This window comes from Stenotrophomonas sp. FR010 (genome assembly GCF_047520755.2).
Classification (GTDB): domain Bacteria; phylum Pseudomonadota; class Gammaproteobacteria; order Xanthomonadales; family Xanthomonadaceae; genus Stenotrophomonas; species Stenotrophomonas sepilia.
On record NZ_JAXBQT020000001.1, the window covers coordinates 439,089 to 458,991 of the forward strand.

Annotated in this window: 16 protein-coding genes and 1 pseudogene; 11 read left to right on the forward strand and 6 right to left on the reverse strand. The window is 67.9% G+C overall.

The genetic code is table 11. The features are described from left to right. Positions 1–17: 17 nt before the first annotated feature. Together ACM0PK_RS02050 and ACM0PK_RS02055 are read right to left on the reverse strand one after the other, a co-directional pair. Entirely contained in the window at positions 18–284 is a 267-nt protein-coding gene (locus ACM0PK_RS02050) for a DksA/TraR family C4-type zinc finger protein (RefSeq protein WP_138952764.1), read from the reverse strand. Positions 285–455: 171 nt separating this feature from the next. Next, positions 456–1,013 carry a DUF2058 domain-containing protein gene (locus tag ACM0PK_RS02055; protein WP_005418186.1) on the reverse strand — a complete coding sequence of 186 codons (558 nt, stop codon included), beginning with the start codon at positions 1,011–1,013 and terminating at the stop codon, positions 456–458. A 63-nt stretch (positions 1,014–1,076) separates the two neighbouring features. Between ACM0PK_RS02055 and ACM0PK_RS02060 the strand changes: the two genes are divergently transcribed. The 3 genes from ACM0PK_RS02060 (at position 1,077) to ACM0PK_RS02070 (ending at position 4,045) form a co-directional block, all read left to right on the forward strand. Next, positions 1,077–1,577 carry a M48 metallopeptidase family protein gene (locus ACM0PK_RS02060; protein ID WP_065185472.1) on the forward strand — a complete coding sequence of 167 codons (501 nt, stop codon included), beginning with the start codon at positions 1,077–1,079 and terminating at the stop codon, positions 1,575–1,577. Between the two features lie 47 nt (positions 1,578–1,624). Then, a complete protein-coding gene (locus ACM0PK_RS02065) occupies positions 1,625–2,323 on the forward strand; it encodes an RNA pseudouridine synthase (protein ID WP_065185471.1) in 699 nt (232 codons plus the stop codon). Between the two features lie 165 nt (positions 2,324–2,488). After that, the gene (locus ACM0PK_RS02070; RefSeq protein ID WP_231114083.1) at positions 2,489–4,045 is read left to right on the forward strand and encodes a phospholipase D family protein; all 1,557 of its coding nucleotides are present in this window, start codon (positions 2,489–2,491) and stop codon (positions 4,043–4,045) included. 3 nt (positions 4,046–4,048) lie between these two features. Here ACM0PK_RS02070 and ACM0PK_RS02075 read toward each other — a convergent pair whose 3' ends face one another. Then, a complete protein-coding gene (locus tag ACM0PK_RS02075; RefSeq protein WP_065185469.1) occupies positions 4,049–5,125 on the reverse strand; it encodes an HDOD domain-containing protein in 1,077 nt (358 codons plus the stop codon). A 277-nt stretch (positions 5,126–5,402) separates the two neighbouring features. Between ACM0PK_RS02075 and ACM0PK_RS02080 the strand changes: the two genes are divergently transcribed. Further along, a complete protein-coding gene (locus ACM0PK_RS02080) occupies positions 5,403–6,500 on the forward strand; it encodes a Glu/Leu/Phe/Val dehydrogenase dimerization domain-containing protein (protein WP_004153019.1) in 1,098 nt (365 codons plus the stop codon). A gap of 47 nt (positions 6,501–6,547) precedes the next feature. Here the strand turns inward: ACM0PK_RS02080 and ACM0PK_RS02085 are convergent, their stop codons facing one another. Then, positions 6,548–9,391: a S8 family serine peptidase gene (locus ACM0PK_RS02085; protein ID WP_414607971.1), complete on the reverse strand. Its 2,844-nt coding sequence runs from the start codon at positions 9,389–9,391 to the stop codon at positions 6,548–6,550. Between the two features lie 182 nt (positions 9,392–9,573). Here ACM0PK_RS02085 and ACM0PK_RS02090 point away from each other — a divergent pair, with 182 nt between their 5' ends. The 3 genes from ACM0PK_RS02090 (at position 9,574) to ACM0PK_RS02100 (ending at position 11,780) form a co-directional block, all read left to right on the forward strand. After that, on the forward strand, positions 9,574–10,749 hold the full coding sequence (locus ACM0PK_RS02090; RefSeq protein ID WP_414607972.1) for a thiolase family protein: 1,176 nt from the start codon (positions 9,574–9,576) through the stop codon (positions 10,747–10,749). 124 nt (positions 10,750–10,873) lie between these two features. After that, positions 10,874–11,215, forward strand: coding sequence for a hypothetical protein (locus ACM0PK_RS02095; RefSeq protein WP_005418203.1), 342 nt, complete (start codon positions 10,874–10,876; stop codon positions 11,213–11,215). Positions 11,216–11,369: 154 nt separating this feature from the next. After that, positions 11,370–11,780: a hypothetical protein gene (locus ACM0PK_RS02100; protein ID WP_005418205.1), complete on the forward strand. Its 411-nt coding sequence runs from the start codon at positions 11,370–11,372 to the stop codon at positions 11,778–11,780. A 280-nt stretch (positions 11,781–12,060) separates the two neighbouring features. On the opposite strand, the gene ACM0PK_RS02105 is transcribed toward ACM0PK_RS02100, so the two are convergent. Continuing rightward, positions 12,061–13,698, reverse strand: coding sequence for an acyl-CoA dehydrogenase family protein (locus tag ACM0PK_RS02105; protein WP_414607973.1), 1,638 nt, complete (start codon positions 13,696–13,698; stop codon positions 12,061–12,063). A 113-nt stretch (positions 13,699–13,811) separates the two neighbouring features. Between ACM0PK_RS02105 and ACM0PK_RS02110 the strand changes: the two genes are divergently transcribed. The 4 genes and pseudogenes from ACM0PK_RS02110 to pdeM all read left to right on the forward strand — a co-directional run bounded on the left by ACM0PK_RS02110 (position 13,812) and on the right by pdeM (position 19,501). Continuing rightward, positions 13,812–14,810, forward strand: coding sequence for a ligase-associated DNA damage response exonuclease (locus ACM0PK_RS02110; RefSeq protein WP_005418210.1), 999 nt, complete (start codon positions 13,812–13,814; stop codon positions 14,808–14,810). Then, the gene (locus ACM0PK_RS02115; RefSeq protein WP_414607974.1) at positions 14,807–16,414 is read left to right on the forward strand and encodes an ATP-dependent DNA ligase; all 1,608 of its coding nucleotides are present in this window, start codon (positions 14,807–14,809) and stop codon (positions 16,412–16,414) included. The genes ACM0PK_RS02110 and ACM0PK_RS02115 overlap by 4 nt, the downstream gene beginning before the upstream one ends. Further along, positions 16,411–18,870: pseudogene (locus tag ACM0PK_RS02120) on the forward strand (ligase-associated DNA damage response DEXH box helicase). Before ACM0PK_RS02115 ends, ACM0PK_RS02120 begins: the two are co-directional and overlap by 4 nt. Next, positions 18,860–19,501, forward strand: coding sequence for a ligase-associated DNA damage response endonuclease PdeM (gene pdeM / locus ACM0PK_RS02125; protein ID WP_111200707.1), 642 nt, complete (start codon positions 18,860–18,862; stop codon positions 19,499–19,501). The pseudogene ACM0PK_RS02120 and the gene pdeM overlap by 11 nt, the downstream one beginning before the upstream one ends. 1 nt (position 19,502) lies before the next feature. Here pdeM and ACM0PK_RS02130 read toward each other — a convergent pair whose 3' ends face one another. Next, the gene (locus tag ACM0PK_RS02130) at positions 19,503–19,772 is read right to left on the reverse strand and encodes a hypothetical protein (protein ID WP_053500349.1); all 270 of its coding nucleotides are present in this window, start codon (positions 19,770–19,772) and stop codon (positions 19,503–19,505) included. Positions 19,773–19,903: the final 131 nt, after the last annotated feature.

Here is a 19,903-nt window from a genome sequence, read left to right on the forward strand (position 1 = left end):
GCCCTGCCGAACAACCTTTACCTCAACTGGCTGTCCTTGCTGCCGCGCCGGTTGTAACCGGCATGCGCCTGCGCTTCTTCGTCATGCGCCTGCTGGCACGCCACGCACAGGCGAACTCCCGGCACAGCACGACGTCGCGCCAACGGAATCGGCGCGTCACATTCCTCACAGTGTTCAAGGCCCGGGCCCTGCCGCAGCTGGCGTCGCGCGCGGGCGATCGCATCGTCGACGGTGGCGTCGATCTGGTCCTGGACCGCGCCATCTCCCGCCCAACCAGTGGCCATGGTCTTCCTCCGCAGGTGTGTCGCCTGATATGGGGACGATACACCCGCGTACAAAGGAGCAGGCCTGTGTTGCGCCGAGCCATGGCCGGTGCGCCTTCAGCAAGCTGAGCAGAACGCCAACGGATCCAATCAGGTCGATCGCAACTTAATCCCCTCCGTCCCCTTTTTTGCTTACCAGATCAGGTCGTCCGGCACCTGGAACTGGGCGTAGTAGGCGTCGTCCTCGGCGTTGCCGGTGGAGATCTCGGCAGTCGAGCCCGGCTGGCCGTGGTCGACGATGATCGCCTCCGGGGCCCGCTCGCGCACCTTCTCGGCGGCGGCGCGCGGCAGCAGGGCGTAACCCTCGCCATTGGCGACGATGACCAGCACGCCCACCGACAGCGCCTTGCGCAGCTTGGGGTCGATCAGCAGGGTGCGGATCGCCGCGCCATCGCTGAAGCGATACTCGTCATCGCCCTTGTGGGGTACTGCATGGGCCGCGATGATCTGCTTCGCCTGTGCCTTCTGTTCCGCCTGCCTGGCCTGGGCATTGCGCTCGGCGGCCAGCGCACGGTCGCGCTCGACCTTCTCGGCACGGGCACGTTCAGCCTCACGCTGGACCTCGGCCGAGGCCGATTCGGCCTTGCCCTGGCGGGCCTTGGCCTGCTCCCGCGCGGCGGCGCTGGCCTGCGACTTCTTGGCCAGACCGGCCTTGAGCAATTGTTCCTGCAGCGCGTTGGGCTTTGCCATGGTTGGTACATACCGCGTGTAATCTTGGATGCTTCCATTCTACCGACGCCCCGCCGCCCCTGCATGGCAGTCCTGAAGTACCTCACCGGCTACCCCGAACCCCTGGTCGCCCAGGTCAGCGAACTGCTGGCGCAGGGCAAGCTCGGCCCCTGGCTGCAGCAGCGCTATCCCGACCCGCACGAGGTGCGCAGCGACCGCCAGCTGTACGACTACACCCAGGCGCTGAAAGATCGCTACCTGCGCAAGTCGGTGCCGCTCAACAAGGTCTGCTACGACAACACCCTGGAAGTGATCAAGCACGCGCTGGGTACGCATACCGCCATTTCCCGCGTGCACGGCAACCGCCTCAAGGCCAGCCGCGAGATCCGCATCGCTACGGTATTCCGCCAGGCGCCAGCGGCGTTCCTGCGCATGATCGTGGTGCATGAGCTGGCCCACCTGAAGGAAGCCGACCACAACAAGGCCTTCTACCAGCTGTGCCAGCACATGGAACCGGATTACCTGCAGCTGGAGTTCGATACCCGTCTGTACCTGACCGAGCTGGCCAACCGCAGCCAGCGCTGACCGGCCGCAGCAGCTACACTGCGCGCCCCCTGCCCGACCTGCCCGCCATGGAACCGATCCGTCTCGACAAACGCCTTTCCGCCCTGCTCGGCATCCCCCGCGGCGAAGCGCGGCGCTATATCGAAGGCGGCTGGGTAACGGTCGACGGCGAAGTGGTGGAACAGCCACAGCGCCCGGTCGATGACAGCGTGGTGATCGTCGTGGCCGAGCAGGCCAGTGATGAAAAGGCCGAGCGGGTCAGCATGCTGCTGCACAAGCCGGCCGGCGTTGCTGCTGAGACCCTGTGTGCGCTGGTCAGCAGTGACAGCCGCAGCGAACTTGATGCCAGCGACATCCGTCCGTTGCAGCGCCATTTCCACGGCCTGCAGCTGGCCGCTGCACTTCCGGCCAGCGACAGCGGCCTGGTGGTGGTCAGCCAGGATCCGGCCACGCTGGCCCATCTACAGCGCAATCTGGGCCGCACCGAACAGGAATACCTGATCGAAGTGGCCGAAGGCGGCCCCGAGCGAGGACCGTGGCTGCTGGCGCGGCTGCAGCAGGAATCCGGCGGCGCGAAGGTCAGCTGGCAAAGCGAGCAGCGCCTGCGCTTTGCCGGCAAGGGGCTGACCGCCAAGGGGCTGCGCGTGTCGGTGACCGCCGCCGGGCTGCAGGTGCTGGCCGTGCGCCGACTGCGCATCGGCCGCGTGGCATTGGGGCCGCTGCCGCCGGCGCAGTGGCGTTACCTGGGCAGCGACGAGCGGTTCTGAGGCCTGCGGGTCAGGGCCCTTTCCTGCAGAAACGGGTCCGCCCCCCATCCGTGACGCCCGCGGGGTCGGATCCCTTGCCGAAGTCAAGGGCGCTGACGCCCTATCGATCCTGCAGGCATTCCTTCACGCAGGGCGTGGATCTACCATCGAGGCATGAGCCTGCCCATGCCCCTGTGGCGACGCCTGTTGCGCGTCGCTGCAATCATCCTCGCCGCGCTGTTGCTGCTGGTCCTGTCCGGGCTGCTGCTGGCCGACCATCTCACGCCACAGGCACAGGGCGCGCCCTCGCATGTACTGCCATTGCAGCCGGCGCAGACCCGCATCGACCAGCAGATCGTGCCGCTGCAGGACGCGCATCCCGGGCAATCAGGCGTAGCGTTCCTCAGTGATGGCATGGATGCCTTCGCCGCGCGCGCGATGATCACCGCGCACGCTGGCCGCAGCCTGGACCTGCAGTACTACATCTGGCACGACGACCTGATCGGCCACCTGATGGCCAAGGCGCTGCATGACGCCGCCGAGCGCGGTGTGCGCGTGCGCATCCTGCTCGATGACATGAACGCCAAGGACAAGGACGCGCTGATGATGGCGCTGGACCGGCACCCCAACATTGAAATCCGCCTCTACAACCCGTTCCGCAACCGGACCGGCATCCTGCGCGTGGTAGAGATGGTGCAACGCTTCTTCAGCGTGAACCACCGCATGCACAACAAGAGCTGGATCGCCGATGGCCGCGTCGCGATCGTCGGCGGCCGCAACATCGGCGAGGAGTACTTCAGCGCGCGCACCGATGTGAACTTCCAGGATCTGGACCTGCTGGTCGCCGGCCCTGCCGTGGAGCAGGCCAACCGGATCTTCGACGACTACTGGAACAGCGAGGCCGCCATTCCGGTATCCGCGCTTGCCTTCCATACCGATGCACAGCTGCGCCTGCTGGTGCGCGAATCGGATCATGAGGCGCAGCGGGACGTGGCCCGGCCCTACCTTGCGCGCGTGGCCGAATCGCGCCAGCGGCAACGCCCGAGTCCCGAGCCTTTGCACTGGAGCAGTGCAGTGCGCATCGTCTCGGACCCGCCGATGAAGCATCGCAGGGATGATCGCGCTGCCTGGCTGGTGTCGACCCTGATCAGCGAGCTGCAGGCCGCCCGGCACAAAACGTTGTTGATCTCACCCTACTTCGTGCCAGGCAACGAAGGCCTGGATGGCTTTTCGGCCATGGCCGGGCGGGGCGTGCAGGTCGGCGTGGTGACCAACTCACTGGCTGCCAACGACGTCGCCGCCGTGCACGGCGGCTACATGAGCTACCGCGTGCCGTTGCTCGAAGCGGGCGTCCACCTGTACGAACTGAAGGCGCAGGGGCAGTCCGGCGATGCCGGCATGTTCGGCAGCAGCGGCGCGAGCCTGCACACCAAGGCGTTCGTGGTCGACGACCGCCGCGGCTTCGTCGGCTCGTTCAACCTCGACCCTCGCTCGGCCTACCTCAACACCGAAATGGGCGTACTGTTCGACGACCCGGTGCTGGGGGCGCAGCTGCGCGATGAGTACCTGCGCCTGGCGGACCCCAGGCACAGCTGGTGGCTGGCGCTGGACGACCGAGGCCGGCTACGCTGGCTGGAGCGTGAACCGCCACCGCACTGGGTGGAGGCCGAACCCGGCGCGAGCCTGGGCAAGCGCTGGACCGCGCGGGCCATCAGCTGGCTGCCGGTCGAATCGCAGCTGTAGTACTCAGGCCGCCGGGCCGGCCTGGTCCTGTCCGGCATCATCCAGCGTTTCCACGCTGCGCCCATGCAGGCGCCGCCAGATCCAGCGCAATGCATGCGGCGGGGCTGAAGGCAGCTGCTCCAGCAGCGCCAGCATGCGGCTCTGGCTGGCATGCCCATGGCGGCACAACAGGCTGGCCGCTGCAGCGGCGCTGGCCAGGCGCAGGCTGTCGGCCAGCGCCCCTTCTGCATCCACCGCCAGGGCCTGGTGAACCGGCTCAGGCAGCTCCCATGCGGCGGCGACCCGCTGCGCCAACGGCAACGACCACTGCTGCAACATCTGCAGGGCCAACGCCGGCTCCACGGCCTCGCCGCGGGCCTGCGCTTCCTGCAGCAGCTGGCGCATTACCAGTGACGCGCCCAGTCCCTGCACCAGGCCCAGCCACTGCGCGGCGAAAGCATCACCGAAGGTAACCGTGCGTGCGTGGTCTGCAGCCGCGCGCGAGGCCAGCAATGCGTGCTCCCAGATGATCGTGCTGAACTGCGGGAACACTTCGCACTGCACCTGCATCACCGGCTGCACCAGTACCGCACTGATGATCTGCCGCACGCCTTCGGTACCCACCAGTGTCACCGCCCGTTGCAGGCTTTCGACCGGGCGCTCATGCACCTTGTAGGCCGGGCTGTTGGCGATGCGCAGCAGGTTGCCGGTCAGTACCGGGTCCTGACCGATGATCGCGGCCATCACCCGCGCTGAGGCGGCATCGTCGTTGACGGTCTGGATCAGCTGCGGCAGCAGTTGCGGCCGGCGGGGCAGCTGCCTGGCCGCCCAGTTGCGGTCCTGCAGCGCGCGCGCCACCGCCTCGCCCAGCCCTGCGGCCTGCACCGGCGTGGATTCACCGGCCAGACGCGGGTACAGGGCCAGCGCATGCAGGCCACGTTGCAGATGTGCAGCGATCTCGGCCGGGGGCAGCGCCTCGCCCTGCAGGCTCGCCGCTGCGGCGGCCACCGCCTGGCGGGACGCAGCAACCAGCCGCGACGGTGCCGCCCCGGTCGAACGCGCCAGCCAGCCGCGCAGCGATCGCCACCAGGCCGCTGTCATCGCCGCCTGCCCTGTCGTTGTGGTGCCCTTGCCGTCACTGACCGCCTGCCTCTTCACGCGAATCCGGCCACCCGCCGTCGTCGCAGCATCGGCCGCATTTTCATCTTCTTTAACTGCAAGGCATGCGATGTCGACGGCACCGGCCGGGGGAATGGACTAGAATGGCGCCGCGCGACCCGTCCCCCAGCCATGACGACGTCGCTTTTTTTGTTTTGGGACCCTACCGTTCACTGGCCGTTCGCTGCAGTTCGCCGCTGTTCGCGCCATCGGAGACGCCATGCTATTCGAAACCCTCGCCACCACCGGCCACGAACAAGTGGTGTTCTGCCACAACCATGATGCCGGCCTGCAGGCGATCATCGCCATCCACAACACCACCCTGGGCCCGGCCCTGGGCGGCGTGCGCATGCGTCCGTATGCCAGCACCGACGAGGCGCTGGCCGACGTGCTGCGGCTGAGCCGGACGATGACCTACAAGAATGCGCTGGCCGGCCTCAACGTCGGTGGTGGCAAGGCGGTGATCATCGGCGACCCGAAGGTGGACAAGACTGAAGTACTGTTCCGCGCCTTCGGCCGTTATGTCGACTCGCTGGGAGGGCGCTACATCACCGCCGAGGACGTCGGTACCGACGTCAACGACATGGAGAACATCTACCTGGAGAGCCAGTTCGTGACCGGCGTGCACCAGGTCCATGGCGGCTCCGGCGATCCGGCCCCGTTCACCGCCTACGGTGCGCTGCAGGCGCTGATGGCGGCGATGCGCTTCAAGTTCGGCCATGAGGAAGTGGGCAAGACCAGCATCGCAGTGCAGGGCCTGGGCCACATCGGCATGGAGCTGGTCAAGCTGCTGCGCGATCGCGGCGCCAAACTGTATGTCACCGACCTGGACAGCGCGCTGGTTGATCGCGCGGTCAGCGATTTCGGCGCCGAAGCGGTCAAGCCGGACGAGATCCACGAAGTGAACGCCGATGTGTTCGCACCGTGCGCGCTGGAAGGCGCGATCAACGCCGACACCCTGCCGCGGATCAAGGCGAAGATCATCTGCGGTACCGCCAACAACCAGCTGTCGAGCCTGGAAATCGGCGATGAACTGCATGCGCGCGGCATCCTGTATGCACCTGACTACGCGGTCAACGCGGGCGGCGTGATGAACGTGTCGCTGGAGATCGATGGCTACAACCGCGAACGCGCGATGCGCCTGATCCGCAGCATCTACCACAACCTCACCCGCATCTTCGAACTGTCGCAACGCGAGAACATCGCGCCGCAGCGGGCAGCCGACCGCATCGCCGAAAGCCGTATCCTGTCGATCGGCAAGCTGAAGATGCCGCTGGGCCGCAGCACCCCGCGCCTGGGCAACCTGCGCGGCGGCTGAGCCTGCCGATGTCGCGCCGGGCCTTTCGACCCGGCGCGACCTCCCGTTCAGAAGCCGGTGCTGTAGCGCAACGCCGCCTGGCGTGCGCCTTCGCCGCCGACGCGCTGGTCGAAGCCCAGACTCAGGCGGCCGTTGCGGCCCCACCACGACTCCAGCGCCACGCCGAACAGCGCACTGCCGCGCGGGGCGTTCCAGCCCGCCAGTGGCGCCCATGCATCAACGCCGACGAAACTGGCCTGCCAGTCCGCATCGGCACCATCGAGCCGCTGCTGCCATTCGGCATGCCCGCGCAGGGTCCAGCGCCCCCAGCCGCGTTCGCCGCGGATACCGGCCAGCATCTGGCTGCGCTGTACGCGGTTGGCATCGCCACGCAGGCCGAAGCCGAACCCGCCCAGTTCGTTGAAGGCATCGGTATCCACGCGCGTCGTGCTGGCGCCCAGATACGGTGTCAACGACGCACCCGCGTTGCCGAAGCGATAGCCGCCTTCGACACTGGCACTGCTGAAACGTCCGCCGTAACGTGCAGAGACACCGTAGGCGCTGGCGCCCAACAGCAACTGGCGATCCAGCGCCCGGGTGAACTGGCCGCTGCCGACCTGCGCCAGCGCATAGCCCCGGCCCAGGTTCCAGCCGGCGTACAGCTGCGCCTGCGCCTGGCGATCACGCCCACGATCACCGCCGAAGCTGCTGCCACCATTGCTGCGGGTTTCGCCGAAGGCCACGCCCATCAGCCCATTGCTGCCCAGCGGCAGGTCCTGGCCGGCCATCCAACCACGGCTGTCGGTGGCATTGCCGGCGAAACTGCCCTGCCCGGCTTCGCCGAGCGCGCTCTGCCAGGCCCCGCGCAGGCGCGGCGCCGCCTGCACGCGATCGAAGCGCTCGGCGATCGCGCGGCGTGACATGTCGATGCTGTCGAAGGTGGCCGACTCGGCCCGCGCATGCGCCTGTCCGGACAGGCTCTGCAAACTGGCCTCGAGGCCTTTGCTGCCACCGTCGGTCCACTGCAGCGCACCGGCGGCCGTACCGAAGGCCGAGCCCTGCAACGTCGTATCGCCATCAAGCGCGCTGAACGCACTGTCCACGCGTTGCGCAGCCGACTGCGCCGAGGCCGTGAGCCCGGTCGCTGCCGCCGTGACGCTGACCTGGGTCAGGTTCAACCAAGCGTTGTTGCTGTCATAGCCATAGCTGCTCTGCAGCAGCGACAGGCCCTGCAGGCCGCTGGAGGTGGCCGGGCTGCTGAAGGTGCCGCTGAGGCCGCCGGCGGCGTGGATCAGGTCCTGGCGGCTGCCGTTCTGCGGCACATAGCCGGAGACGAAGCCGTGCACGCGCACGCCCCCGTTGATCGTGGCGTTGCCGGTGACCTGCAGCGCATTGGCACCGAGCGCGATCATCAGCTGCGCGCCGGCCTGCTGGGTGTAGTTGCCCTCGATGGTGCCGGTGGTGCTACCGGTGGTCAGCAACACGCTGCTGCCGTTGACCACATTGCCGATCACGCGCGGCGTACCGCCATTGAACTGCAGGCCGGTCGAATCCGGATCGGGCTGCGCCAGGATCGTCACGTTGGAGCGGATCACGCTGCCGTTCTGCAGTGACAGGATGCCGCGCTCGATGCGGGTGGCGCCGCTGTAGCTGTTGTTGCCACCCAGCACCAGGGTTCCCCCGCCCTGCTTGACCAGGCCACCGCTGCCGACGATGTCGTTGCTCCACAGCGAGCCACTCGATGGCGCATCGACATTGGCCACCACATCGCCCCAGTCGAAGCGCCCCGGCCCCTTGATCGCCCGCGAGATGTCGAGCAGACCGTAGCCGAACACCGCATCCACGCCGGGCGCACCGATGTCCTTGGCGGTGCCCAGCAGGGTCTGCCGCACCAGGTTGTTGTCGAAGTACGGGTAGCGCTGCCAGACCAGGGCGGCGGCGCCGGAAATCAGCGGGGCGGCGAAGGACGTGCCGTAGTTCCAGTAATAGCTGCCGCCGTTGGCATCGGGATAGACCGCGCTGCCCGGCGCCGCCAGGCAGTAGCGCGCGGCCTGGCCGCAGGCATTGGCGTAGCTGGCCAGCGTGCCCGGTGCATACGGATCCACCGCAGTGGCCACCAGCCAGCCGCGCTCCAGATCGGCCGCTGGCAGCGAGCCGGCAACGCCCAGCTGGCTGGGCAGCGCGGCCAGGCTGCTCGGCTCGGGGCGCGCATCGTTGCCGGCCGCGAACACCACCAGGCCGCCATGATTGATGACGAACGGCCGGTACTCGGCCGCCACCTGCGCGGTGGTCGGCAGGTCGGTCCAGTACAGGCCGCCCCACGAATTGTTCATCACCTTCACGTTGTAGCTGATCAGGTCCTGGTGGACCTGCGCCACGCCCAGTGGGCCGCTGAAGGAATTGCCCTTGCCGCTGCCGTCATCGACGGGCGGCTTGTCGGCGATGATCCGCGCCGAAACGATCTGTGCGCCAGGGGCGATGCCGCCCGGCCAGGACCCCACCGGAGCACCCGCGGCCAGGCTGGCCACCGCCGTGCCGTGGCCCACCACGTCGTCCACCTGCAGGTTGTTGCGGGCGGGGTCGATGTAGTTGAGGTTGGCGACCACGCGCCCGTTCAGCGCCACTGCGTTGCGCTGCACGCCCGAATCGACGATGCCGATGCGCACCCCCTGCCCGGTCAGGCCGGCGGCCTGTGCGGCACGCGCATTGGTCACGGACAGGTGCGCGTCGAAGGCCGGCTCCTGCGGTTTGGCCGGAGGCGGGGTGGTCGGCGGGGGCGTGGTCGGGGGCGTCGGGGTGGTCGGGGGTGGATCGATGCGGACATTGCCGCCGCCTCCGCCGCCACCACATGCCGTCAATGCCATCGCCAGCGCCGACGCCAGCGCCGACCTCACCATCATCGTGCGTTCCATCGATTCCTTCCCATGAACGTTGGCCTGCCTACATCCCGGCAGGCGTGCGGTGCCGCCCAGCGGCGGCCCTCCCCGACCCTCTATACTTGGGTCGACCCCCACGCAGTCTGCCGGGAAATCGCGGCGCTTCCAACGTCTTCGGTCTCCTTTCCGAACATTGCTTACGCATCAACGAGATTGCCATGTCCAACATCGTCATCGCCGCCGCCAAGCGCACCGCCATCGGCTCCTTCCTCGGCCAGTTCAACGGCGTGCCGACCCCGACCCTCGGCGCGGCCGCCATCGCGGCCGCCCTGGAACAGTCGGGCGTGCCGGCCAGCGGCGTCTCTGAAGTCCTCATGGGCTGCGTGCTGCCGGCCAACCTCGGCCAGGCGCCCGCCCGCCAGGCGGCGATCGCCGCCGGCATTCCGCTGTCGACCGGTGCCACCACCCTCAACAAGGTGTGCGGCTCGGGCATGAAGACCATCATGCTCGGCCATGACCTGATCAAGGCCGGTTCGGCCAGCATCGTGGTTGCCGGTGGCATGGAATCGATGTCCAACGCCCCGCACCTGCTGCCCAACTCGCGTACCGGCAACCGCTTCGGCAACTTCCAGGCGATCGACCACATGGCCCACGACGGCCTGGTCAACGCCTACGACGGCAAGGCCATGGGTGAATTCGCCGAATGCGCCGTGGACAAGTACCAGTTCAGCCGCGAGGAACAGGACGCCTATGCGATCGAATCGGTCAAGCGCGCACAGGCCGCACAGGCCAATGGGGCATTCGCCGACGAGATCGTCGCGGTGAAGGTCGCCACCCGCAAGGGTGAGGTCGAGGTCGCCACCGACGAGCAACCCGGCCGCTCCGACATCGCCAAGATCCCGACCCTGCGCCCGGCCTTCAAGAAGGACGGCAGCGTCACCGCCGCCAGCTCCTCCAGCATCTCCGACGGCGCCGCTGCGGTGGTCCTGCTGACCGAGGAAGACGCCAACGCACGTGGCGTTACCCCGCTGGCGCGCATCGTCGGCCACGCCACCCATTCGCAGGAACCGGAGTGGTTCACCACCGCCCCGATCGGCGCGATCCGCACGCTGCTGGCCAAGACCGGATGGTCGCTGGACCAGATCGACCTGTTCGAAATCAATGAGGCCTTCGCCGTGGTGGCAATGGCACCGATGCGTGAACTGGGCATCCCGCACGACAAGCTCAACGTGAATGGCGGGGCCTGCGCACTGGGCCATCCCATCGGTGCCTCCGGTGCACGCTTGGTGGTGACCTTGGTCAACGCCCTGCGCACGCGCGGTGGCAAGCGCGGCATTGCCACCCTGTGCATCGGTGGCGGTGAAGCAACAGCCATCGCCATCGAATTGATTTAAAAAGATTTAACGACGATTTCGCAAAAATGAATGCGGGATCGCTTGACACCCAATCTTGGCTTGTCATCATGTTGTCGGCGCGCAGCATGCGCGTTGCCTAATTCTAACGACGAGGATTTACACAATGAGCATCAACAAGCTGCTGGTCGCGATGTCCCTGGCTCTGGCCCTGGCCGCCTGCTCGAAGCAGGAAGCTGCCCAGGACGCCGCTGCTTCGGCCAACGAAGCCGCCACCGAAGCCCAGGCTGCTGCCGACCAGGCCGCCGCTGCCGGCGCCCAGACCGCCGACGCTGCCCAGCAGGCTGCCAACACCGCCGCCACCGCTGCTGACGCTGCGACCGACGCTGCTGCCAACACCGCTGCTGCCGCGACCGACGCTGCTGCTGGCGAAGCCAAGGACGCTGCCAAGGCTGCCGAAGCTACCGCTGAGCAGGCCAAGGACGCTGCTGAAGAAGCCAAGAAGTAATAACTTCTTTCTTCAGGCTGTTCTGGAAAAGCCGCTGGTTCGCCAGCGGCTTTTTCTTTGGCCTGCTGCCTGCGCGCGCCTCGGATCGCGACCCCGTCTTCACAACGGCATGAATAGGCTGGCGTCCCCATCCATTGCAGTACCGGAGACCGCCATGAAGATTCGCCCGATCACCACCACGCTGCTGGCCGCCTCCCTGCTGCTGGCCCTGGCCGCCTGCAAGGGTCCGGAAGCCGAACAGGCCAAGCAGGACGCGCAGCAGGCCGCCGACAGCGCCGGCGCTGCCGCCCGTGACGCCGTGGACAGGGCCGCCGAAGCCACCCGCAACGCTGCCGACAAGACCGCTGCCGCTTCCGAGCAGGCCGCGGCCGATACCCAGCAGGCACTGGACAAGGCCGCAGACGCCACCGCAAACGCCGCAGACAAGGCCAAGGTTGCAGCCACCGACGCCGCTGCACATGCCAGCGACGCCACTGCGGACGCCGCACAGAAGGTTGCTGACAAGGCCCGTGATGTCGCCAATGACGCCAAGGCCAACGCCGCCAAGGAAGAAGCCAAGCACTAAGGCGTACCGGCAGCCGGGCATCGGCTCGGCGCCACAGGAAAAGCCGCGGCACTGCCGCGGCTTTTCTGCTTTTCGCTCTCTGCTCTTTCTGTTGATTCCGTGCTGGACGCGTACGGAAAGTGTCCAAGGACGCGCGGGTAGGTTGCGCAGGGGCGTAAGCGCCATGGATGGCGCGCCCGAGCCTACAAGAACGTATTCACGGCGTCCCCAGCGCGACCTACCCGCGCGGCCCACCCATCAGTATCAGCGCCCACCACGAGGGGCTTCGCCGTTGGCCGCCCTACGGCAGCGCGCGCGCCAGCATTGCCGACAGATCCACACCCGCCGGCAGCGTCCCGAACACCAGCCCATGCTGCCCTTCCAGCCGGCTGCGCACGAACGCTTCAGCCATTGGACTGCCCGCCCGCAACATCAACGCTGCCTGCAGCAGCAGCGCAGTGCGCTCGCAGAAAAGCCTCGCCTGCGACTCATCCGGTGCCGGTGCCGCTGCCCAACGCTGCAATGCCGCTGCGTAGCGCGCATCACGATCGGCCACCGCTGCCAGCTCGGCGCGCAGCGCCGCCAGTGCCTCCGGTTCACGTGCCAGCGCGCGCAGTACGTCCAGGCACTGGATGTTGCCACTGCCTTCCCAGATCGAATTCAACGGCGCCTGCCGGTACAGACGCGGCAGCATCGATTCCTCCACATAGCCTGCGCCGCCGAGGCATTCCTGCGCTTCGTTGACGAAGGCCGGTGCGCGCTTGCACAGCCAGTACTTGCCCAGTGCCGTTCCCAGTCGCGCCAGCGCGGCCTCGTTGGCATCCACGGCGGCGCGGTCCACCGCACGTGCGATGCGCATCGACAGCACCGTGGCTGCTTCCGATTCCAGTGCCAGGTCGGCCAGCACGTTGGTCATCAACGGGTGCTCGACCAGCAGCTTGCCGAAGGTGCGGCGATGGCGTGCGTGGTGCAACGCCTGCGCCAACGCCATGCGCATTTCCGCCGCTGCGCCCAGCATGCAATCCAGGCGGGTCATCATCACCATGCCGATGATGGTGGCCACGCCACGCCCCTCCTCGCCCACCCGCCATGCCTGCGCGCCGCAGAACTCGACTTCGCTGGAGGCATTGGCCCAGTCGCCAAGCTTGTCCTTCAACCGCATCAACCGGAATGCGTTGCGGTCACCGTCGGCCAGCCGGCGCGGCATCAGCAGGCAGGTCAGTCCTCCCGGCGCCTGCGCCAGCACCAGGAAGCCATCGCACATCGGTGCGGAAAAGAACCACTTGTGGCCGACAAGGCGATAGCGCTCACCATCGATCGGTTCGGCGCGCGTACTGTTGGAGCGCACATCCGAGCCGCCCTGCTTCTCGGTCATGCCCATGCCCAGGGTGATGCCGGCCTTGTCAGCCACCGGCACGTCGCGCGCGTCATAGACCGGCGCTGCGGCCTTGCGTGCCCACTCGGCCAGATGCGGCTGCGTGTGCAGCACCGCTACTGCTGCATGGGTCATCGTCAACGGGCAACTGGTGCCGGCCTCGGCCTGGTGGTGCAGGTAGCTCAACACCGCACGCGCGACATGCGCGCCGGGTTGCGGTTCATGCCAGGACAAGCCGGCGACACCGTGCGATTTCGCCGTCTCCATCAACTGGTGATAGGCCGGGTGGAACTCCACCGTATCGATGCGATGACCCTGCGCATCATGCGTGCGCAGGCGTGGGCGATCGCGGTTGGCATCGAAGCCGAGCCGGTACAGCTCGTCGCCGGCCAGCGCGCCATAGACCGCCAGGCGTGGCGCGAAGCTGCCAGCGCCTTCGCGTTGCACGGCTTCCATCAGCCCCACGTCGTCGGTCCACAACTGGCGCCCCGCGAACGGTGGCGGCTGGTTCAACACCACATGGGTTTCGTAGGGCGCGTCACTGCTGAAGCTTGGTCCACTCATCCGGTCCATCCTGGCGGCAAGAGGTATGCGGTCCGATTGTGCCGCATGACTTGCCAAGCCCGTGTTCAGGCCGGTTCTCACCGTCTGCACGAGCAGCAGGCCACAGTGATCGCATGGCAGCCAACGACGATCTGGTGGTGCTGCGCCCGGAAGGGCTGTACTGCGCCGCCGGCGATTTCCACATTGATCCCTGGCGACCGGTAGCGCGCGCGGTCATCACGCATGGCCACGGGGATCACGCCCGCCCGGGCATGGGCGAGTACCACTGCAGCGAAGGCAGCCTGCCGATCCTGCGCTGGCGCCTGGGCGATGTTCCGGTGCAGGCGCACGTCGAGGGCGTGCCGTTCCGCCTGGGCCGGGTACAGGTATCGCTGCATCCAGCCGGTCACGTCCTGGGATCTTCGCAGGTGCGCATCGACGACGGGCGGCAGGTCTGGGTCGCCTCCGGCGACTACAAGCGGCAGCCTGACCCAACCTGTGCGCCGTTCGAAGTGGTGCCCTGCGATACCTTCATCACCGAAGCCACCTTCGCCCTGCCGATCTACCGCTGGCCGGACACTTCGGCCGTCGCTGCCGAAATCGTGGCGTGGCGCCGCGAATGCGAACAACGCGGCGAGGCTGCGATCCTGCTGTGCTATGCGCTGGGCAAGGCACAGCGGGTGCTGGCAGAGCTGCGGCCACTGGACGATCGGCCGGCCTGGCTGCATGGCGCCATCGCCAATGGCGTGGCGGTGTACCGGCAGGCCGGCGTACCGATGCTGGAGACGCTCACCGTGGCCGAACAGGGCCGCCAGCCCGATGCCGCCGGCCAGTTGATCCTGGCCCCGCCCTCGGCTGCGGGCACGCCCTGGATGCGCCGCTTCGGCCGTCACCAGCTGGGCTTCGCCTCGGGCTGGATGCAACTGCGCGGCAACCGTCGCCGCCGCAACGTCGATCGAGGCTTCGTCATTTCCGACCACGCCGATTGGCCAGCACTGCTGCAAACGATCCAACAGACCGGCGCGCAGCGGGTGATCGCCACCCATGGCAATACCGATGCGTTGATTCCGTTCCTGCGCGAGCGCGGCGTGGCTGCCGAAGCCTTCCGTACCGATTTCGGGAGCGAGGAATGAAGTCCTTCGCAGCGCTCTACCAACGCCTGGACCGCAGCACTGCCACGCTGGACAAGCGCGCAGCGCTGGTCGACTACTTCCGCCAGGCAGGCGCACACGATGCGGCGTGGGCGCTGTACCTGCTCAGTGGTGGCAAGGTGGGTGGCGCGCGCAGGAAGATCGCCGCCAGTGGCGAACTGCGCGCGTGGATCGCCGAGCAATCAGGGTTGCCACCGTGGCTGGTGGAAGACAGCTATGCGCAGGTGGGTGACCTGGCCGAAACGCTGACCCTGCTGTTGGACGACCCACCACACCCCTCGCCTGACCGGCCCCTGGCCGAATGGATCGAACAGCACCTGCTGGCGGTCGCCAACCAACCCGAGGCGGTGCGTCGCGCGGCGATCGTCGCCGGCTGGCAGCAACTGTGCAGCGGCGAACGCCTGGTATTCAACAAGCTGCTGACCGGCGCCCTGCGCGTTGGCGTGTCGCAGCGACTGGTGCAGCAGGCGCTGGCCGAGTGGTCCGGCCTGGACATCGCACGCATCGCCCAGCGCATGCTGGGCGAGTGGTTGCCCTCGCCCGGGCTGCTGACCCAGCTGCTGTCGCCGGATGAGCTGCCGCTGGACCGGCAGCAGCCCTATCCGTTCTTCCTGGCCACGCCACTGGAGGGATCCCCTGCCGAACGACTCGGCCCGATCGATGACTGGCTGCTGGAATGGAAGTGGGATGGCATCCGCCTGCAGCTGCTGCGCCGGCGCGGCGAGGTCGCCTTGTGGTCACGCGGCGAAGAGCGGCTGGATGGCCGCTTCCCCGAGATCGAACAGGCAGCGATGCCGCTTCCCGATGGCTGCGTGCTGGACGGCGAGCTGCTGGCCTGGGACGAAGCCGCGGACCTGCCGCGTGCCTTCACTGCGCTGCAGACGCGCATCCAGCGCCGAAAACCCGGTGCGGCCACCCTGCGCAACACGCCGGTGCGGGTGCTCGCCTATGACCTGCTTGAACTCGATGGCGTAGACCTGCGCGAACGTCCGCTGCAGCAGCGGCGCGCGCGTCTCGCCGAGGTCGTCGGTGCACTGAACGATGCACGGATCCAGCTCTCACCGGGCGTTGACGCCGACGACTGGCTCCAGGCGGCGGCAATGCGCGACGTGGCACGCGAACGCGGCGTGGAAGGACTGATGCTGAAACGGCATGCCTCGCCCTACCAGGTCGGACGCCGCCGCGGTGACTGGTGGAAATGGAAGGTCGATCCGCTCACCATCGATGCGGTGCTCCTGTACGCGCAGGCCGGCCATGGGCGGCGCAGCACGCTGTACACCGACTACACCTTCGGCGTCTGGGACGGCGACACGCTGGTACCGGTCGCCAAGGCCTATTCGGGCCTGGATGACAAGGAAATCCTCGCGCTTGATCGCTGGATCCGCGCCAACACCCGCGAGCGCTTCGGCCCGGTGCGCAGCGTTCGCGCCGAACACGTCTTCGAGCTGGGCTTCGAGGCGGTCAACCGCAGCAGCCGGCACAAGTCGGGCATCGCCGTGCGTTTTCCGCGCATCCTGCGCTGGCGCCACGACAAGCCCGCCAGCGAAGCCGATCAGCTGGCCACGCTGCAGGCATTGGCACGATGAACCGCAGCCAGGCACTGCGCCGGCTGGAAGACTGGTTCGCGTCCAGAGGCTGGCGCTCACTGCCGTTCCAGCGCGCGATGTGGCGTCACTATCTCGCCGGCGAATCCGGGCTGCTGCATACACCCACAGGCAGCGGCAAGACACTGGCGATGTTCGGCGGGCCGCTGCTGCAGGCCATGATCGACCCGCCACCCTCCCCCCGCCGCGCCAGCGCGGTCCGCCCGCTGCAGGTGCTGTGGGTGACCCCCTTGCGCGCGTTGGCCAGCGACACCGCGCGCGCGCTGCAGACCGTGGTCGATGGGCTGGGGCTGGGTTGGCGTGTCGGCCTGCGCAGTGGTGACGCCAGCAACCGCGAGCGGCGCCAGGCGCGCGAGGGCCGCATCGACGTACTGGTGACCACGCCGGAATCACTGGCGCTGCTGCTGAGCTATCCGGATACGCTGCCGCGCATGCAGCGGCTGCGCTGCATGGTGGTGGACGAATGGCACGAACTGCTGGGCAACAAGCGCGGTGTGCTGCTGCAGTTGAACCTGGCAGTGTTGCGCCAGGCCGCGCCTGCATCGCAGCTGTGGGGACTGTCAGCCACCCTGGGCAATCTGCACGAGGCGCGCGACGTGCTGCTGCCCGGGCGACCGGAAGCACCGATCGTGCAGGGCGTACGGCCGCGCCCACTGAGCGTGCGCAGCGTGCTGCCGGACCCTGGCGAACATTTCCCCTGGGCCGGGCATCTGGGCCTGGCGCAGCTGCCACGCGTGCTGGATGCACTGATGCAGGCACGCAGCAGCCTGCTGTTCACCAATACGCGCGCGCAAGCTGAATTGTGGCATCAGGCGCTGGCCGCAGTCTGGCCGGAAGAACCGGACACGCTTGCGCTGCACCACGGCTCGCTGGACCCGGTGCTGCGCCAGCAGGTGGAGGATGGCCTGCGCGCGGGCGCGCTGCGCTGCGTGGTTGCCACCTCCAGCCTCGACCTCGGCGTCGACTTCCCCGAGGTTGAGCAGGTACTGCAGCTGGGCAGCCCGAAGGGCGTGGCGCGCCTGCGCCAGCGCGCCGGACGCGCACGGCACCGCCCGGGTGCCAGCGGTTCCATCCTGTGCGTGCCCAGCCATGCGCTGGAACTGGCCGAGTACGCCGCCGTGCGCCGTGCGTTGGCCGGGAACGTGGTCGAAGCGCGCAGGCCGCCGACGCTGCCGCTGGATGTGCTGGCCCAGCATGCGGTCAGCCGCGCCCTGGCGGGCGGCTTCGACAGCGCCGACCTGCTGGCGCAGGTGCGGCGTACCCATGCCTTCGCGTCGCTCGGCGACGACCAGTGGCAGGCCGTGCTCACATTCGTCGTGCAGGGTGGCCAAGCGCTGGCCCAGTACCCCGATTTCCACAAGGTCGAGCGTGATGCCGATGGGTGATACCGCATGCACGACCGTCGCCAGGCGCTGCGTCATCGGCTGTCGATCGGCACCATCAGCAGCGATGGCAGCGTGCGCGTGCAGTTCCTGCGCGGCGGCAGCCTGGGCGCCGTGGAGGAACAGTTCGCCAGCCGCCTGCGCCGTGGCGACCGCTTCCAGTTCGCCGGGCGCCTGCTGGAGCTGGTGCAGCTGCGCGACATGACTGCCTTCGTCCGGTTGGCACGAGGACGTGGTGAGGGGATCGTGCCGCGCTGGCAGGGCGGCCAGTTGCCGCTGTCGATGCCGCTGGGCCGCGAGCTGGAGTGGGTACTGTCCGGTGCTGACGACAGCGCCGAGTCACGCTGGCTGTCACCCCTGCTGGCACTGCAGCAGCGGTTGTCGGCGCTTCCCGGCCCAGCCCATCTGCTGGTGGAGAATGTGCGTCGTCGCGAAGGCCAGTTCCTGTTCGTCTATCCCTTTGCCGGCCGCCACGTGCATGAGGCGCTGGCCGCCCTGCTGGCGCTGCGCTGTACCCGCCGGCAGCGCAACAGCATCGGCTATGCAGTGAACGATCACGGCCTGGTGCTGGCACCGGCACAGGCCATCGATCTGGATGCGGCGCAATGGCGGGCGCTGTTCTCCACCGATCAGCTGCTGGATGATCTGCGTGCTGCGGTGAACCTGGGCGAGCTGGCGCGTCGCCAGTTCCGCGGCATCGCACGCGTCGCCGGCCTGCTGGTCCCCAGCCTGCCCGGTGGCATGCCACGGGCACTGCGCCAGCTGCAGGCATCCGCGGGACTGCTCTACGACGTACTGCGCGAGCACGACCCGGATCACCTGCTGCTGGCGCTGGCGGAACAGGAAGTGCTGAATGACAGCCTCGACATGCCGGGGCTGCAACAGGTACTGGCCAGGATTCGGATGCAGACCCTCTCGGTGCAGCGCCCGGCGTCACTCACGCCGTTGGGTTTCCCGCTGTGGGCCGAACGCCTGCGCGGGCAGTTCAGCAACGAAGACTGGCGTACCCGGGTACAACGCGCGGCCCAGCAGCTGGAGCGTCGGCATGGCCGATGAACTGCCACTGCCGCGCGCAGGCGAGTCGCTGGTTCTGCTTGGCGCGCGTGCACTCTACTGGCCCGCGCGGCAGGCACTGCTGCTCGCCGACCTGCACCTGGGCAAGGCCGATGTATTCCGCCGCGCAGGCATCGCGCTGCCCAGCGGCGGTACCGGCAAGGACCTGCAACGCCTGCAGGGGCTGCTGGACGCGCGTGCCTGCCGCGAGGTGTGGATCCTGGGCGACATCCTGCACGGCCCGGCGCATCGTGCTGCGTGGTACCAGCAATGGCTGGGATGGCGCGAACGCAATGCCGCACTGGACGTGCATGTCCTGCGCGGAAATCATGACCGGCAGCTGCCGCGTGCCGAGCTGCAGGTGCAGATCCACGACGAAGTACGGTTGCCACCGTTCCTGCTTCGGCATGAGCCGGTGCCCGATGCGGAGCTGCATGTGATCGCCGGGCATCTGCATCCACAGATCGCTTTGCCTCCGTTGCGGCGGCGCTTCCCCGCATTCTGGCTGCGTGACAGGATGACACTCCTGCCGGCCTTCTCCGCGTTCACCGCCGGAATCGTTCCTGTTCCCGCTGCCGGCGAACAGATGGTCGCCTGCGTGGACAACGGCCTGGTGGCACTGCCCCTGGCTTGAATCAGGCCGGACGGATATCCAGCTGCGGCATCAGCTGGAACTCAGGCGTGTCCTCTTCCCGTCGCCGCGGCAAGGCCTGGATCGCCGCCAGCATCTCCTGCGCGCAGGTGCGGATGCGCGTGTGGTGCTCCGGCGACGCATGACTGATCAGGCTGCCGACATGAAACTCGAACACGTCCTCCAGTACGTCGGGCTGGTCCTCGTGCAGCATCTGCAACAGACCGCGCAGCTTGCAGATTTCCGATTCCAGCTCCTCGACCGCGAACAACATGGCATCCTCCTCTTCGACAACAGGCGGCACATCCGGGCCGCAACAGGCCGCGACGGCAGCGCCTCCCGGGCCACGCGCGATGTTGATCACGGAAAGGAAAACGGGCGACGCGTAATCGCGTGCAACCTACT

Coding starts and splice junctions, on each gene's coding strand:
- ACM0PK_RS02050 (WP_138952764.1), bottom strand. CDS start 284: ATGGCCACTGGTTGGGCGGGAGATGGCGCGGTCCAGGACCAGATCGAC.
- ACM0PK_RS02060 (WP_065185472.1), top strand. CDS start 1,077: ATGGCAGTCCTGAAGTACCTCACCGGCTACCCCGAACCCCTGGTCGCC.
- ACM0PK_RS02100 (WP_005418205.1), top strand. CDS start 11,370: ATGAAGATTCGCCCGATCACCACCACGCTGCTGGCCGCCTCCCTGCTG.
- ACM0PK_RS02070 (WP_231114083.1), top strand. CDS start 2,489: ATGCCCCTGTGGCGACGCCTGTTGCGCGTCGCTGCAATCATCCTCGCC.
- ACM0PK_RS02085 (WP_414607971.1), bottom strand. CDS start 9,391: ATGGAACGCACGATGATGGTGAGGTCGGCGCTGGCGTCGGCGCTGGCG.
- ACM0PK_RS02065 (WP_065185471.1), top strand. CDS start 1,625: ATGGAACCGATCCGTCTCGACAAACGCCTTTCCGCCCTGCTCGGCATC.
- ACM0PK_RS02090 (WP_414607972.1), top strand. CDS start 9,574: ATGTCCAACATCGTCATCGCCGCCGCCAAGCGCACCGCCATCGGCTCC.
- ACM0PK_RS02115 (WP_414607974.1), top strand. CDS start 14,807: ATGAAGTCCTTCGCAGCGCTCTACCAACGCCTGGACCGCAGCACTGCC.
- ACM0PK_RS02095 (WP_005418203.1), top strand. CDS start 10,874: ATGAGCATCAACAAGCTGCTGGTCGCGATGTCCCTGGCTCTGGCCCTG.
- ACM0PK_RS02105 (WP_414607973.1), bottom strand. CDS start 13,698: ATGAGTGGACCAAGCTTCAGCAGTGACGCGCCCTACGAAACCCATGTG.
- pdeM (WP_111200707.1), top strand. CDS start 18,860: ATGGCCGATGAACTGCCACTGCCGCGCGCAGGCGAGTCGCTGGTTCTG.
- ACM0PK_RS02130 (WP_053500349.1), bottom strand. CDS start 19,772: ATGTTGTTCGCGGTCGAGGAGCTGGAATCGGAAATCTGCAAGCTGCGC.
- ACM0PK_RS02075 (WP_065185469.1), bottom strand. CDS start 5,125: ATGACAGCGGCCTGGTGGCGATCGCTGCGCGGCTGGCTGGCGCGTTCG.
- ACM0PK_RS02110 (WP_005418210.1), top strand. CDS start 13,812: ATGGCAGCCAACGACGATCTGGTGGTGCTGCGCCCGGAAGGGCTGTAC.
- ACM0PK_RS02080 (WP_004153019.1), top strand. CDS start 5,403: ATGCTATTCGAAACCCTCGCCACCACCGGCCACGAACAAGTGGTGTTC.
- ACM0PK_RS02055 (WP_005418186.1), bottom strand. CDS start 1,013: ATGGCAAAGCCCAACGCGCTGCAGGAACAATTGCTCAAGGCCGGTCTG.